The organism is Streptomyces sp. NPDC033178 (assembly GCF_055577685.1).
In genome coordinates this window covers 165,449-180,224 of record NZ_JBVIPT010000021.1, presented here as the reverse complement: position 1 = coordinate 180,224, position 14,776 = coordinate 165,449, and the positions used below count along the sequence as shown (strand labels likewise).

Here is a 14,776-nt window from a genome sequence, read left to right as displayed (position 1 = left end):
GTGACCCGTCTGGGCGGTGATCGTTGGCTCGGGCGGAGCCGGACCGCCCGGCACCCGTCGCCGGCGGTCGGCCGGTGCGTTGCTGGTTCTCCCCGTGGGGGAGGGCGAAGGCCGAGGAGGCCGTCATGTCCCAGGAAGCCGTTCCGTCATCGCAGCCCAAGGGTTTGCTGCAGCAGATGGAGGAGCTGATGGCGGCGCTCAACGCGGATCTGTCCCAACTCGACGCGGATTTCCAACAGTCGGCCGAGCGCCCGAACCCGGCCGAGGGGCTCGACCGAGCCTGATGAAAATCAGCCCCTCCGGCGTTTGAGGAGCGGGGGTTCGGGGGCTGGCCCCCGAAAAGGGACGGGAATGGGAAGGGGCGGCGGGGGCGAAAGAATCCCCCTACCCCGCCGCCGCCCCCTGATCCCGCACCGCAAGTCTTCGGAGCATCTCCAGCACCCGGTCCCGGGACTCGTCCGCCGCGTCGATCGCTTCCATGCACTGCCAGTACGTCCCCTCGTCGGTGGCCGCGCAGGCTATCCCGACGAGGGCTATCCCGACCTCGCCGAGCAACCCCCCGAGGTCGAGCAGAGCAAGGCGCGCATCGCCGAGCTCGGTGAGCTGGGCGGCCCGCAGCCTCCCCACATCGAGCACCGGCGCATCCAGCACCCCGCACCCCCGCCCCGCCAACTCGGTCAACCCCAGCGCCTCGCCCCGTAATTCGGGCGGCCCGGACACCGCCAGCCGACTGCCTATCGCCTGGGCGAGGGCCTGCGCCTGCCAGGCCTCCGCCATGATCCCGGGAGCGTCCGCGCTCCCCATCAGGGCACACCTGCTCGCGCCGATGAGCCGCACCGCGTCCATGCGCTGACCCCGTCTGTCCCGACGCGCTCTTCACACGCCTGCCCGAACTCCGCCTGTCCACTACCCAGAGTGAAGTGCATCGGGACGAAAAGCCAGAGGAAGCCTGAAATCTGTGGACACGGAATTGATTGTGGACAGATCAACAACTCCGGAGAGTGACAAACAGGGTCTTCAAGTCCCTTTTCGGGGGCGCCTCATGGAGCCATGCGGACATGAAGCGGCCATCAAGCGGACTGTCACGACCCCTCCCCCACCGGAAACCTCCGTTCATTCCGGTCGATCTTCGCATCGAGCGCCGCAAGGACATCGATACCGAGCACCTCGCACACCTGCAGCAAGTACGCGAGCACGTCGGCGACTTCGTCCGTCACACGGGAAGCCCGCTCCGGGTCGTCCATCACCCGGGCCGACTCCTCGGGCGTCAACCACTGGAAGATCTCGACGAGTTCGGACGCCTCCACGCTGAGCGCGGCGACGAGGTTCTTGGGCGTGTGGTACTGCTCCCAGTTCCGCGCCGCCGCGAACTCGGCCAGCCTGCGCTGCAACATCGCCACATCAAGTTCGGTCACGGCTCAAGGTCTACCACCGTCACGCCGCCCACCCCCGCCGCCCAGGACGCGTCGCTCACGGCCCCCACCAGCCGGATGTGCCCGCGCTCGCACATCCGCGCCGCCAGCCGTACGAGCCCCTCCCGCTGCCGTACGTCCAGATCGCGGTCGAAGCCGTCGGCGAGAACGGTGAGCGTCTGCAAGGCCGCGGGCACCTCGCCCGCCGTGTCGACCTCCAGCACGCCGGGCCCGGTGAGCAGCACCAGGGCCAGTGCGAGGTACCTCAACTCCCCGTCCCCCAGCCGCCCGAGCGGTGTGCGCAGCCCATCGCCCCGGTCGAGCAGCGCCTGGACCGTCCCATCGATCCCGCCGATACCGCCGATCCTGCCGATATCGCCGACCGGCCGCTCGGCCAGCAGGTCGAGGACCGGGCCCGCGCATCCCGCGCGGACCGCGTCGACCAGAAGCCCGTGCCGACGCCCGCACTCCGACCGCGTACGCCACAGCACTTCGGCGAGGTTGCCGCAGCCGCGCAGCAGCCGTCCCGCGCCGAGCGGCACCGCCGTGCGCATGGAACGGGGCAGCGGGTCGCAGGCGAAGACCGACCGCAGGGCGACCACCATCTGCTCGGCGGCTGCGAGGACTTGGCGCTGGCCGTCCGTCTTTCCGGCGACTCGGAGCGGCAGGAGCGGTGTGCCGAGACGGTCGTCGGGCAGTGGCGCCCGGGTCACCGGGGACGAGCCGGCCGTGTGCCAGGCCGCCTGCACGGATCGCCTGCTCGGATCGCGCAGCGCGGTCTCCAGCAGGGTCAGCCCGCCCGCTGTCAACCGCTCGCCCACGATGCGCAGTTCGGGCTCGGCCTGCACGGCGACGTCGAGCCGTACGGGACCCTCGGGGCCGTCCGCCGTGCAGCCGATGCGGAAGCCGCGCCGCCGCTGGGCGTCGGGGCGGGCCCGTTCCGGCACGCACGCGACCGGGTCCGGGAACACCTCGTCCAGTTCGGCGCCGCCGCCGAGCCGGGCGAGTGCCTCGTACGCCCGCAGGGCACTTGATTTGCCGCTGCCGCTGGGGCCGGCGAAGAGGCTGAGCGGTCCGAGCGGGAATCCGGCGCGGCGGTGCGCGGCGAACGCGGTGAGCCTCAGTTCGACGACGCTCGGCCGGTCCGGACGCGCCTCGGCCTGCGCGCGGGACCCGAGAGATGACACGGTCATATCCGGACGGTAGGGCTCCGCGACCAGGCGGAACCGTTTCGTCCGCGAAACCTTCCTACGAACGGGGGACCGGACCGAGGGTTGACACCCCGGCCCGCCGGAAATCACGCCCCGGAGTCACGCCCGCGTACAACACCCCGCGCGTCACATCCCGGCGCAGGAATCACGCCCCGCGCGCAACACCCCGAGCGTCGCACCCCAGGAGCCGCACCCCGAACGTCGGACCCCGCGCGTCACACCCCGGGAATCCCCGCCCCCTCCATCAGCCCCCGCACCTCGGTTCCAGGGGGTGTGAGCAGGAAGACGTTCCGGTCGACCCGGTGCATCCCGCTCGCGAGGCCGAAGACGACACCCGTACTGAAGTCGAGGACGCGCTTGGCGACGTCCGTCTCGGCGCTGGTGAGGTCCAGGAGGACCGGGATGCCGGCCATCAGGGTCTCGGCGACCTCGCGGGCGTCCGCGAAGACATTGACCCGGAGCACCACGAAACGGCGTCGCGCCTCGGTCTCCGCCTCCGGTATGGCCCGGTGGCCGACCGCCGAGGGCCAGGCGTCGCGACCACGCAGCGGTACGACCTGGGCGAGTCCTTCCCACTGTTCATCGGTGACGTCGTGGCTGTTCACCGGTTCCCCCCGACCTGACTCGCACTGATTGCCTGCACCGGGCAATTCTTGCGCATGATCACCCGTTCGGCCCAATGCGACACGGTCCGCGGCGGACCGCGCCCCTATGCGTCCCCTCACACCCCTGTCACACCTCCGGGTTCCCTCACACCTTGCCGACGGCGGCTGTGTGGCGCGTGTAACTCCTCATGATCGCGTCACGTGACACAGGCGTAACGGGCAATTCGTACGCTCATGGACCGAGGTTCCCCTCGGAGAGGCTCGGAAAGGCCGGAGAAAGGCAGCGTGTGAGCACCACCACCCCCACGTCGCAGGTGCGCACGGTCTGCTCGTACTGCGGTGTGGGCTGCGGCATGGTCCTCGACATCGGGATGGGCCCCGACGGTCGGCGTACGGTCCTGAAGGCGTCCGGGGACAAGGCGCATCCGGCGAACCGCGGCCGGCTGTGCACGAAGGGCGCGACCACCGCCGACATGCTCGCCGCGCCGGGACGGCTGTCCACCGCCCTCGTACGGGACGACCGCGGGGCGGAGCCGGTGCCGGCACCCGTCGACGCGGCGATCGCCGAGACGGCGCGGCGGCTGCGCGCGATCATCGACGAGCACGGTCCCGACGCCTTCGCCTTCTACGTCTCCGGGCAGATGAGCCTGGAGGCCCAGTACCTGGCGAACAAGCTGGCCAAGGGGTTCGTACGGACGAACCAGATCGAGTCGAACTCGCGGCTGTGCATGGCGAGCGCGGGCGCCGGCTACAAGCTGTCGCTGGGGGCCGACGGGCCGCCCGGCTCGTACCAGGACTTCGAGAAGGCGGACGTCTTCCTCGTCATCGGCTCGAACATGGCCGACTGCCATCCGATCCTGTTCCTGCGGATGATGGACCGGGTGAAGTCGGCGGGCGCGAAGGTGATCGTCGTCGACCCGCGGCGCACCGCCACCGCCGACAAGGCCGATCTGTTCCTGCGGATCAGGCCGGGGACGGACCTCTCCCTGCTGAACGGGCTGCTGTACCTCCTCCACGAGAACGGGCACACGGATCCCGGCTTCGTCGCGGACCGCACCGAGGGCTGGGAGGCCATGCCCGATTTCCTCGCCGACTACCCGCCCGCGGTCGTCGCGGAGACCACCGGCATCCCGGAGGACGACATCCGTGAGGCCGCGCGGCTGATCGGCGAAGCGGCCGAGTGGATGAGCCTGTGGACCATGGGGCTCAACCAGTCCACACACGGCACCTGGAACACGAACGCGCTGGTCAACCTGCATCTCGCCACCGGTGCGATCTGCCGCCCGGGGTCCGGGCCCTTCTCGCTCACCGGGCAGCCCAATGCCATGGGCGGCCGCGAGATGGGGTACATGGGGCCCGGTCTGCCGGGGCAGCGGTCCGTGCTCGTCGACGACGAGCGTGCCTTCGTCGAGGAGCTGTGGGAGCTGCCGCCGGACACCCTCCGCAAGGACGGGGTCGGCAAGGGCACGATCGAGATGTTCCAGAAGATGGCCGACGGCGAGATCAAGGCCTGCTGGATCATCTGCACCAACCCCGTCGCCTCGGTGGCCAACCGCCGGACCGTCATCGAGGGTCTTGAGGCCGCCGAGTTCGTCGTCACGCAGGACGTCTTCGCCGAGACCGAGACCAACGCGTACGCCGATGTCGTCCTCCCGGGTGCGATGTGGACCGAGACCGAGGGCGTCCTCATCAACAGCGAGCGCAACCTCACGCTCGCCCGGGCCGCCGTCGAGCCGCCCGGCGAGGCCCTCGCGGACTGGCGGCTCATCGCACGGGTCGCCTGCGCGATGGGGTACGAGAAGGGGTTCTCGTACGAGAGCGCGGAGGAGATCTTCGAGGAGATCAAGCGCGCGTGGAACCCGAAGACCGGCTGGGATCTGCGGGGTGTGACGTACGAGCGGCTGCGGGAGACGTCCGTGCAGTGGCCGGCCGCGCGGGAGGACGGGGCCGACCGGAATCCGATCCGGTACGTGGAGTCCGTGGATGGGGGTCCGGTTTTTCCCACGGCCAGTGGGCGGGCCGTGTTCCATGCCCGGCCGCACATGCCCGCCGCCGAGATGCCGGACGACGACTTTCCCTTCGTGCTCAACACCGGACGGCTTCAGCACCAGTGGCACACGCTCACCAAGACGGGGCGGGTGGCCAAGCTCAACAAGCTCGATCCCGGGCCGTTCGTGGAGGTGCATCCGGAGGACGCCTCGGTGCTCGGCGTGGCCGAGGGTGACCGGGTCGAGGTCGCCTCGCGGCGGGGGCGGGCCGTGCTGCCCGCGGTGGTGACGGACCGGGTGCAGCCGGGGTGCCTGTTCGCGCCGTTCCACTGGAACGACCTGTTCGGGGAGTATCTGAGCGTCAATGCCGTCACCAGTGACGCCGTTGATCCTGTGTCGTTTCAGCCGGAGTTGAAGGTGTGTGCGGTCTCGGTGGTGAGGGTTTCCTCCCCCACCCCACCCCTTCCCGAAAGCGGGGCGCTGCCCCGTACCCCGCTGGGGGCGCTGCCCCCAGGCCCCCGCTCCTCAAACGCCGGAGGGGCTGAGATGGCCGGTGCCCTCGGCCTCACGCCCGCTCCTCCCCCCGTCCTCACCGCCCAGGAACGCCAGTACCTCACCGGATTCCTCGCCGGGCTTCCCGCGGGCGCCCCCGGTGTGCCCGTACTGCCGCCGGACGCCCCCTTCAGCCCGGACCACGCCCTGTGGGTGAACGGCGTCCTCGCCGGGATGTACTCGCGAGCGGCTCAGACCGCACCGGCCCAGCAGGCCCCGGCCACTCCCCTGCGCGAAGTAGTCGTCCTCTGGGCCTCGCAGACCGGTAACGCCGAGGAGTTCGCGGTCGCGGCGGCCGAGCGGATCACCGCGACCGGGCACCGGGCGACGCTCCTCGGGATGGACGACGCCGACCCTCGTGCGCTGCCGCCGGGGGCGGATCTGCTGCTGATCACGAGCACGTTCGGCGACGGAGACGCGCCCGACAACGGCTCCGGCTTCTGGGCCGCGCTGGCCGCTTCCGAGCCGCCGCGCATGGACGGCGTGCGCTATGCCGTACTGGCCCTCGGAGACTCCTCGTACGACGACTTCTGCGGGCACGGTCGCCGACTCGACCGGCGGCTGGACGAGTTGGGAGGGGTGCGGCTCGCTCCGCGTACGGACTGCGAGCCGGACTACGAGCCCTCCGCGCAGGCCTGGCTCGACCAGGTGCTCACCGCGCTCGTGCCCGGTCAGCAGGACGCTCCCGCACCGGCTCCGAGCGCTCCACCCGCGTCGCGGAAGCCCGCCCCCGTCACCGCCCGGCTCACCGGCAACCGGCTGCTCAGCCTGCCCGGCGCGGGCAAGGAGGTCCGGAGGTTCACCTTCGACACGAGGGACAGCGAGACCCCGCTGACGTACGAGGCCGGGGACGCGCTCGGTGTGCGGCCGGTCAACTCCCCCACTCTGGTGGCGGAATGGCTGGAGGTGGCCGGGCTGGACGCCTCAACGACCGTCGATGTGAACGGAGTTGGCAACACCTCCTTCGCCGACGCGCTCGGCCGCCATCTCGACATCACCAGGATCACCCCGGACCTGCTGCGCTTCGTGGCCGAACGGACCGGTGACAACCGGGAGTTGAAGAGGCTGCTGCGCCCGGACAACAAGGACGGGCTGGCCAAGTGGAGTTGGGGACGGCAGGCCGTCGACGTCATCGCCGAGCACCCCGTACGGGCGAGCGCCCAGGAGTGGGCCGGGGTCCTGAAACGGCTCCAGTCACGCCTGTACTCCATATCGTCCAGCCCGCTCGTCGATCCGCACCTCGTGTCGCTGACGGTGTCCGTCGTGCGGTACGAGAACCTCGGCGGACAGGTCCGCGGCGGTGTCTGCTCGCCCTTCCTCGCCGACGCCGAACCGGACACGCCGGTACCGGTGTTCGTGCAGCGCTCCCCGCATTTCAGGCCCCCGGCGGACCCGGCGACCCCGATGGTGATGGTCGGGCCCGGCACCGGGGTCGCGCCCTTCGTCGGCTTTCTCCAGGAGCGGCGGGCCCTCGGCCACCGGGCGCCCAACTGGCTGTTCTTCGGCGAGCAGCACCGGGCCACCGACTTCTACTACGAGGACGAACTGACGGGCTTCGTCGACGACGGCACCCTCACCCGTCTGGACACGGCGTTCTCCCGCGACCAGCGCGCCAAGGTCTACGTCCAGGACCGGATGCGCGAGCACGGGCCGGAACTGTGGTCCTGGCTGCAGAGCGGCGCCCGCTTCTACGTCTGCGGTGACGCCTCCCGCATGGCCAAGGACGTCGACCGGGCCCTGCGGGACATCGCCGTCACGCACGGCGGCCTGAGCGAGACCGAGGCCGCCGCGTACGTGAAGCAACTCGCGGCGGACAAGCGGTACGTCAGGGATGTCTACTGACAGCTCTTCAGCGGCGGCTTCGGGAACGGCTTGTGGAGCAGCTTGTTGCGGGGGATGCCCCCCCGCCGAGCGGCCACGGGTTGCTCTTACCGGCCTCACACCGGGCTCTTCACCTCCGGCATCCTGGTGCTCACCACCGCGCACTAGCTTCCGATGCCGTGTACGTGACAGAGACAAGGCCCTCGACAGCCGGTCTGCGGACACCCGCGCAGGTGTCGGAGGTGTCGTCCGCGGACGAGACGCCCGCGCAGTGGCACCGGCTCCTGACCCTGCTCGCCGACATCGGCCTCTTCATCGGTACGCGTCCGGTGTGGGCGCAGGCCGCGAGCCACCGCCCGCTCGTGGCAGCGGTCATCTCGGTCTGTTACGCGTCGATCCTCACGACAGGTGTCCTGGTCCTGGTGGTACGCCGCGGCCGTTCGCTCGCCCGGCTCGACCTGTGCGTCCTCGTCACGGCAGTCACGCTCACCCTCTGCGCGTACGCCATGGACCACGGCGGCAGCGACGAGTCCCTGCTCACCACACGGGCCGCGCGGCAACTGGCCCACGGCCTCCCGGTCTACGGGCAGCCGTGGCCCGGGCTGTTCGGCCACGGGGTGGCGCTCACGCCGACGGCGACCGGCGGCTACGACTTCACGTACGGCTATCCGCCCCTGTCCGTGCTGCTCACGGCGCCGTTCGTGGGGGTGGGGCACGGGGCGACGGCCGCGACGCTGGTGAGCACCGGTGCTCTGCTGGTCGGCGCGGTCGTCATGTGGTGGCTGCTGCCCGTTCCCTGGCGGTCCGCGGCCACTCTGGTGTGCCTCGGTTTCGGGCTGCTCCCCGACTACGCGCGGCTCGGCTATCCGGCGGTCGTCGCGCTGGCGCTGCTCGTGCCGGTGGTGGTGCGCTGGCCGGGGACGGGAGCAGGCGGCCGGCTCGGTCCCGCCGGTCTGGCACGGGCGGCATGCCTCGGGGCGGCGTGCGCGGCGCAGCAACTGCCGTGGTTTCTGGCGCCGTTCCTGCTTGCCGGGATCTACGCGGTGCGCCGTGGGGAGCTGGGGCCGCGCGAGTCCGCCCGTGTCGTGGGCCGGTTCGTGGCGGTGGCCGCGACGGTCTGGCTGCTGATCAACACGTACTTCATCGTGCGGCAGCCCCACGACTGGCTCTCCGGCATCGCGCTGCCGCTGACCCAGGGCGCGGTCGTCCACGGCCAGGGTCTGGTGGGCATCTCGCTCTACCTCACGGACGGCAGCGGCCGGTTGGTCTGGTACTCGTACGCGAGCCTGCTGCTGGCCGCGGCCCTGCTCGCGCTGTTCGTCCTGTTCGCACGGCGTCTCGGTCCTGCGGCGGCCGTCCTGCCCTGGTGCGCGTTCTATCTGGCGACCCGTTCCCAGGACGGCTACTACCTGCTGATGACACCGCTGTGGGTGGCGGCGGCCCTCACCGCGCCGCCCGCGTCGTTCGCGACGGCGTGGCAGCCGCGGCTCGGGCTCGGGCGGCGCGCCCGTGCCGGGCTGAGCGTGCTCCTCCTGGTACCGGCGGCGGCGGGCGTGACCGTCGCGGCGACGAGCGCGCCGCCGCTCCGCATGACCGTGCTCGATGAACGCCTCGTCGGCCGCACGGCCCTGGCCGATCTGACCGTGCGCGTCACCAACCTCGGCGACGACGACCTGCGGCCCCACTTCACCCTCACCACGGGTCAGGGCATGTCCCGCTACTGGTCGGTGGCACGAGGCCCGGCCGCCCTCGCCCGCCACACCTCGGCGACGTACGAACTCCGGCCGCCCACGGGCGGGTTCACGCTTCCCCGGCACGGTGTACGGATCCGGTTGCGGGCCTTCACGGGGGAGCCGATGACGCTGTCGAGCACGGACGTACGGGTCGAGCCCTGACCCCGGGAGGGGTCAGGGCTCGGCCTGGTCGGGACCGAGCCCGGGGGCCAGGGGGGCACTGTCGCCGTGTCAGGCCTTGGCCTCGGCCGTCTCGGGGGTGGTGTCCGGTGCCGTGCCGGGCTCCGGGTCGGCGGCCGCCTTCGGGACCGGGATGAGGAAGGCGACGGCCGCGGCCACGAGGGCCACACCGGAGCCGATCAGCATGGCGACCCGGAACCCGTCCTCGGACGGCAGGGCGAACCCGCCGAAGTCCGTGGTCATCTGGGCCAGGACCACCGCCATCACGGCGGCCGACACGGAGCTGCCGATCGAGCGCATCAGCGTGTTGAAGCTGTTGGCGGAGGCCGTCTCCGACTGGGGCACCGCGCTCATGATGAGGGCCGGCATCGCGCCGTACGCGAAGCCCACGCCCGTGTTGGCGACGACGGTCACGGCGAGCAGGCCCAGCGGCGAGTCGGTGCCGATCATCGGCAGGGAGATGCCGTAGCCGAGGGAGATGATCAGCGCGCCGATGGTCAGGGTGACCTTGGGGCCGCGGGCGGCCGAGATCTTGGCGCCGATCGGCGACATCACCATCATCATCAGGCCCGCGGGGGCCATCCACAGACCCATGGCCAGCATCGACTGGCCGAGGCCGTAGCCGGTGGCCTCGGGCAGCTGGAGCAGCTGGGGCACGACCAGCGACTGGGCGTACATCGAGAAGCCGACCAGGATCGAGGCGATGTTCGTCATCAGCACCTGCGGGCGGGCGGTCACCCGGAGGTCGACCAGCGGCTCGCGCGTCCGCAGCTCCCACCAGCCCCAGGCCAGCAGGACGACGACCGCGGCGCCGAGCAGTCCGAGGGTGGTGCCGCTTCCCCAGCCCCAGTCGGCGCCCTTGGAGACGCCGAGGAGCAGACAGACGAGCGCGACGCCCAGGCCGGCCGCGCCGAGCAGGTCGAAGCTGCTGCCCGCGGCGGTGTTCGCCCGGCCGACGGGCACGACGAACCAGATCAGGGTGCCGACCGCGAGGGCCAGGGCCGCGACGACCCAGAACAGCACGCGCCAGCTGGTGTTCTCGGCGATCGCCGCGGAGAACGGCAGACCGAGCGCACCGCCCACGCCCATGGACGCGCTCATGATCGCGATGGACGAGCCCAGCTTCTCCTTCGACACCACGTCGCGCAGGAGGCTGATGCCCAGGGGCACCACGCCCATGCCGAGGCCCTGCAGACCGCGTCCGGTGATCATCGGGATCACCGAGGAGGACAGGGCGCAGACGATCGAGCCCACGACGAGCGGTATCAGCGAGGCCAGGAGCATGCGCCGCTTGCCGTACATGTCACCGAGGCGTCCCGCGACGGGCGTCGCCACCGCCGCCGCCAGCAGCGTGGCGGTGATCACCCACGAGGCGTTCGAGGCGCTGGTGTCGAGCAGCTTCGGCAGGTCACCGATCAGCGGCACGACCAGGGTCTGTGTGAGCGCGGCCACGATGCCCGCGAAGGCGAGGATGCCGACGACACCGCCTGAGCGGGGCTCGGCCTTGGGACTGTCAGGACTTTCCACGGGGGGACTCTCCCTCTTGCGCTTCCGGATCACGGCGGGCGCGACGCACTGCACGGCAGGAATGCGGCATGCATAGAATGTGCATCGTACATTCCTAATGCATTATGCATATCGCCCACCGCGCCGCCCCCATTCGGCGATGCGGTGCGGTGCCGCGCCGCGCCGCGCGGACCAGGAGGGGAGACGCCCCCAGCAGGCCCAGAACACCCCTCCAGGAGTCGAGGAACCCCGCATGGACAAGCCCACACCCCTGGTCGAGTTCGAGGCCATGCTGCTCGGGCGCCACATCCACCTGCTCACCCCGCACGCACGGGGTCTGAACGGGCGGCTCGACCGCAGCGCCTATCTCCTGCTCAGCCGCATCCGGGCGGAGGGTCCGATGTCCATCGGCCGGCTCAGCGCCGCCTTCGGTCTGGACGTCTCCACCCTCAACCGGCAGACCGCCGCCATGCTGCGCGCCGGCGCCGTGGAGCGCATCCCCGACCCGGACGGGGGCGTCGCCCGCAAGTTCGCCATCACCGCCGAGGGCGAGCGACGGCTGACCGCCGACCGCGCCGAGAACATCCGAGGCCTGGAGAAGGTGGTGGCCGACTGGACGCCCGAGGAGGTCGCCGAGTTCGCGGCCCTGCTCAGCCGCCTGAACCGCGACGTCGAACACTACGACGGGCGCCCCTGGCCGAGGAGTTGAGACCAGGGCTCCCCCTCACCGCGCACACCAGCGACTGGATCGCGCGGGACGGCGCACACGCCGAGATCGTGCACGGCAAGGACGGAGTGAGCACCAGTGAGCCCCCGTACTGAGGCTGCCGGACTCAGCGCCTGGGGACGGCCGAGGGAGGACCGCCCACCGGGCCCCGGACAGCAGCATCCGTGAGCTCCTTCACCCGGCCGACGGGCACCGGAACGCCAGGGGTCTCGAAGAACCAGCGCCCCATCTCTTCCTCACTCAGCCCCTCGGGCCGCTCCGCCATGTACGGCTGGACGTAGACCGGGGTGTTGGGTTCGCTGCGCCAACTGTCGGCGAGGGTGCCGATGTCGACCGCGTCGTAGCCGAGGACGTCGAGGAGGCGGGCCACGTCCGCCTTTGCCGCGGGGTCGTCACCGGCGACGGGCAGGGCGCTGCGGTCGGCGGCACCGGCGGTCCGGGCACTGGTGAACAGGCGCCGGAAGTCGATGTTGTTGAACGCCTTGACCAGACGCGCACCCTCCAGATGCCGCTGCACGAGGGCACTGGAGGTCAGCTCGCCCGAGTCCAGCTCGGCGATGCGGCCGTCGCGGTCCGGGTAGTAGTTCATCGTGTCGATCACCGTCCTGCCCGCCAGGGCTTCCACGGGCAACCGGTCGTAGGCGCGCAGCGGGACGGTCGCCACCACCAGGTCACCGGCCCGCGCGGCTTCGGCGGGCAGGGCGGCGCGGGCCCGCTCTCCGAGTTCGGCGACGAGGTCGCCGAGGGTGTCCGGGCCGCGGGAGTTGCTCGCGACGACGTTCAGTCCGGCGGCGACGGCGAGGCGGGCCAGAGCTCCGCCGATCATGCCGCTGCCGATGATTCCAAGGGTCTGGGCCACGGTGTCGAATCCCCTTCGATGAATATCGATGGCAATCGGTAGTCGATAGTCGATAGTCGGTGGCATAGATGAAACTCAGTGTCATACATGCCACCAAGACTCTCTCCTGCGATCCAGGCTCGGTCAAGGGGTACGATCACGGGGTGACTGGAGCGGCGCGTACGAACACGCGAGACATCGCCAGGGCGGCCGTGCGAGCCGAACTGGCCCAGGTGGCCTTCGAGTTGTTCCGCCAGGAGGGCTTCGCCAAGGTCACCCTCGACGACCTGGCGGCGGCTGCCGGGGTGTCCCGCAGCACCTTCCTGCGCTACTTCGGCACCAAGGAGGACGCGGTCCTCGGCGCCTTCAACGCCCACGGCACCCAGGTCGCCGACGCCCTCCGGGCCCGCCCCGCGGACGAGGACGACTGGACGGCCCTGCGCCGGGCACTGGACACGGTCGTCGAACGCTACCGCCGGGACCCGACGGGCTCCCTGGAGATGACACGCCTCGTACAGGACACCCCCGCCCTGTGCGCCCGCCAGTTGGAGAAGCAGCACGGCTGGCGCCCGGCCCTGGTCGAGGCCCTGGCCGAGCGCGACGACTCCGCGGCCTCCACAACGCTGGGCCGATCCGTACGAGCCGCCGCCGCCCTGGACTGCCTGAACGTCGCCCTCGACCACTGGACCGCATCCAACGGCCACCTGGACCTGGTCGACCTCCTGGACGAGGCCTTCGCGGCACTCGCACCACACTGACCAAGGCGCACTCGACGGACACGCACCACGACAGCGGCTACGAGCACCCCCGGTTCAGCCGGTTCAGGCACCCTTCGAGACGGGCTCCAGAATCGCCACGCACTCCACGTGATGAGTCATCGGGAACAGATCGAACGCCCGCAGCGTCCGCACCCGGTACCCGCCCTCCCGGAAGTACGCCAGGTCCCGCGCCAGCGCCGCCGGATCGCAGGCCACGTACGCGATCTTGCGGGCGCCGAGGGAGGCGAGGTGCTGGACCGTTTTCTTGCCGGCGCCGGCGCGGGGCGGGTCGAGGACGATGAGGTCGACCTCGGTGATGCCGGTGCGCGGGAGGACCGTGTCGACCTTGCCCTGTTCGATGCGGACGCGGTCGAACGCGGCGAGGTTGTGCTTGGCGTCCTCCACCGCGCGCTTGCCGGACTCGATGCCGAGGACCGCGCCCTTGTCGCCGAGGCGGTCGGCCAGCGCGCCGGCGAAGAGGCCGACGCCGCAGTAGAGGTCGAGGGCCATGTCGCCCTTGCGCGGGAGCAGGCCCTGCATGACGGCCTTGACCAGGGTGTCGGCCGCCATCGGGTGGACCTGCCAGAAGCCGCCGCTGCCGACCCGGTGCGTACGGCCGTCGGCGCGCTCGCGGACGAAGGCGCGGCCGTGGACGCGGTGGATACCGCCGTCGTGCTCCTCGACGCGCATCACGGAGACGGGCTTGTCGAGTTCGACCAGGGGCAGACGGGCGCCGGGACGCGGTTCGAGGATCACCATGCGGTCCTGCGAGCCGGTCGCCGCGATCGCCTCGACCGACTCCATGCCGGACCAGTCGCGCTCCTCGATGCCCAGCTCGGAGACCCCGGGCGCGGCGATCATGCAGTGCTCGATCGGCTCGACCTCGTGCGAACGGTGGCGGCGCAGACCGGCGTTGCCGTCCTCGTCGACCGCGTACTGCACGCGCGTACGCCAGGCGGGAACCTCACCGGCGGGCAGCTTGTCGCCCTCGGCCGGCATCACCGTGCCGTCCCAGCCGGCCTCCTCCGGGGTGAGGCCCGCGAGCCGCTGCAGCTGCTCGGCGACGACCTCGCCCTTGAGCCGCCGCTGTGCGCCCGGCTTGGCGTGCTGCCAGTCGCAGCCACCGCAGCGGCCCGGCCCGGCGTACGGGCAGGGCGCCTCGACGCGGTCCTTGGACGCCTCCAGCACGGTCACCGCGTCCGCCCGCAGGAAGCGCGAGTCCTCCTCGCCCTCCGTCACCCGTGCGACGACCCGCTCGCCGGGCAGCGCGTGCCGTACGAAGAGGACCTGGCCGGCGTCGGTACGGGCGATGCAGTGCCCGCCGTGCGCGACGGGGCCGATCTCGACCTCGTACTCCTGCCCCACGAGCGACCCCGCCGGCGATTTCTTCGGTTCTGCCTGCATGGCGGGGTGACTCCAGATGCGAAATGGGGAACGGCCGGACA

12 protein-coding genes are annotated in these 14,776 nt (G+C 71.2%); 5 read left to right on the top strand and 7 right to left on the bottom strand.

What is annotated here, in order from left to right:
- Window positions 1-125 precede the first annotated feature (125 nt).
- Window positions 126-284, top strand: coding sequence for a hypothetical protein (locus tag ACZ5VQ_RS40285; protein ID WP_469109331.1), 159 nt, complete (start codon window positions 126-128; stop codon window positions 282-284).
- 100 nt (window positions 285-384) lie between these two features.
- Here ACZ5VQ_RS40285 and ACZ5VQ_RS40280 read toward each other — a convergent pair whose 3' ends face one another.
- The 4 genes from ACZ5VQ_RS40280 to ACZ5VQ_RS40265 form a co-directional block, all read right to left on the bottom strand.
- Window positions 385-846, bottom strand: a complete 462-nt coding sequence (locus ACZ5VQ_RS40280) for a DUF6099 family protein (protein ID WP_362085578.1) — start codon at window positions 844-846, stop codon at window positions 385-387.
- A gap of 236 nt (window positions 847-1,082) precedes the next feature.
- On the bottom strand, window positions 1,083-1,415 hold the full coding sequence (locus ACZ5VQ_RS40275) for a nucleotide pyrophosphohydrolase (RefSeq protein WP_469109330.1): 333 nt from the start codon (window positions 1,413-1,415) through the stop codon (window positions 1,083-1,085).
- On the bottom strand, window positions 1,412-2,605 hold the full coding sequence (locus ACZ5VQ_RS40270) for an AAA family ATPase (RefSeq protein ID WP_469109329.1): 1,194 nt from the start codon (window positions 2,603-2,605) through the stop codon (window positions 1,412-1,414). Before ACZ5VQ_RS40270 ends, ACZ5VQ_RS40275 begins: the two co-directional genes overlap by 4 nt.
- A 233-nt stretch (window positions 2,606-2,838) precedes the next feature.
- Window positions 2,839-3,228 carry a cell division protein SepF gene (locus ACZ5VQ_RS40265; protein WP_200395422.1) on the bottom strand — a complete coding sequence of 130 codons (390 nt, stop codon included), beginning with the start codon at window positions 3,226-3,228 and terminating at the stop codon, window positions 2,839-2,841.
- A 353-nt stretch (window positions 3,229-3,581) separates the two neighbouring features.
- Between ACZ5VQ_RS40265 and ACZ5VQ_RS40260 the strand changes: the two genes are divergently transcribed.
- Window positions 3,582-7,610: a molybdopterin-dependent oxidoreductase gene (locus ACZ5VQ_RS40260; protein ID WP_469109353.1), complete on the top strand. Its 4,029-nt coding sequence runs from the start codon at window positions 3,582-3,584 to the stop codon at window positions 7,608-7,610.
- Between the two features lie 221 nt (window positions 7,611-7,831).
- On the top strand, window positions 7,832-9,484 hold the full coding sequence (locus ACZ5VQ_RS40255) for a hypothetical protein (RefSeq protein WP_469109352.1): 1,653 nt from the start codon (window positions 7,832-7,834) through the stop codon (window positions 9,482-9,484).
- A 69-nt stretch (window positions 9,485-9,553) separates the two neighbouring features.
- Here the strand turns inward: ACZ5VQ_RS40255 and ACZ5VQ_RS40250 are convergent, their stop codons facing one another.
- Window positions 9,554-11,029 carry an MFS transporter gene (locus ACZ5VQ_RS40250; protein ID WP_469109328.1) on the bottom strand — a complete coding sequence of 492 codons (1,476 nt, stop codon included), beginning with the start codon at window positions 11,027-11,029 and terminating at the stop codon, window positions 9,554-9,556.
- Window positions 11,030-11,261: 232 nt separating this feature from the next.
- On the opposite strand from ACZ5VQ_RS40250, the gene ACZ5VQ_RS40245 reads away from it, so the two are divergent.
- Window positions 11,262-11,717: a MarR family winged helix-turn-helix transcriptional regulator gene (locus ACZ5VQ_RS40245; protein ID WP_469109327.1), complete on the top strand. Its 456-nt coding sequence runs from the start codon at window positions 11,262-11,264 to the stop codon at window positions 11,715-11,717.
- 124 nt (window positions 11,718-11,841) lie between these two features.
- On the opposite strand, the gene ACZ5VQ_RS40240 is transcribed toward ACZ5VQ_RS40245, so the two are convergent.
- Complete coding sequence (locus ACZ5VQ_RS40240) at window positions 11,842-12,618, bottom strand: NADPH-dependent F420 reductase (RefSeq protein ID WP_469109351.1); 777 nt, start codon at window positions 12,616-12,618, stop codon at window positions 11,842-11,844.
- Window positions 12,619-12,737: 119 nt separating this feature from the next.
- On the opposite strand from ACZ5VQ_RS40240, the gene ACZ5VQ_RS40235 reads away from it, so the two are divergent.
- Entirely contained in the window at window positions 12,738-13,331 is a 594-nt protein-coding gene (locus ACZ5VQ_RS40235) for a TetR/AcrR family transcriptional regulator (protein WP_469109326.1), read from the top strand.
- A gap of 63 nt (window positions 13,332-13,394) precedes the next feature.
- On the opposite strand, the gene ACZ5VQ_RS40230 is transcribed toward ACZ5VQ_RS40235, so the two are convergent.
- Window positions 13,395-14,735, bottom strand: a complete 1,341-nt coding sequence (locus tag ACZ5VQ_RS40230) for a class I SAM-dependent RNA methyltransferase (protein ID WP_362085560.1) — start codon at window positions 14,733-14,735, stop codon at window positions 13,395-13,397.
- Window positions 14,736-14,776: the final 41 nt, after the last annotated feature.

Bases quoted from the DNA above. Each gene is read 5' to 3' on its own strand.
- ACZ5VQ_RS40230 (WP_362085560.1), bottom strand. From the start codon at position 14,735: ATGCAGGCAGAACCGAAGAAATCGCCGGCGGGGTCGCTCGTGGGGCAG.
- ACZ5VQ_RS40245 (WP_469109327.1), top strand. From the start codon at position 11,262: ATGGACAAGCCCACACCCCTGGTCGAGTTCGAGGCCATGCTGCTCGGG.
- ACZ5VQ_RS40270 (WP_469109329.1), bottom strand. From the start codon at position 2,605: ATGACCGTGTCATCTCTCGGGTCCCGCGCGCAGGCCGAGGCGCGTCCG.
- ACZ5VQ_RS40260 (WP_469109353.1), top strand. From the start codon at position 3,582: ATGGTCCTCGACATCGGGATGGGCCCCGACGGTCGGCGTACGGTCCTG.
- ACZ5VQ_RS40280 (WP_362085578.1), bottom strand. From the start codon at position 846: ATGGACGCGGTGCGGCTCATCGGCGCGAGCAGGTGTGCCCTGATGGGG.
- ACZ5VQ_RS40285 (WP_469109331.1), top strand. From the start codon at position 126: ATGTCCCAGGAAGCCGTTCCGTCATCGCAGCCCAAGGGTTTGCTGCAG.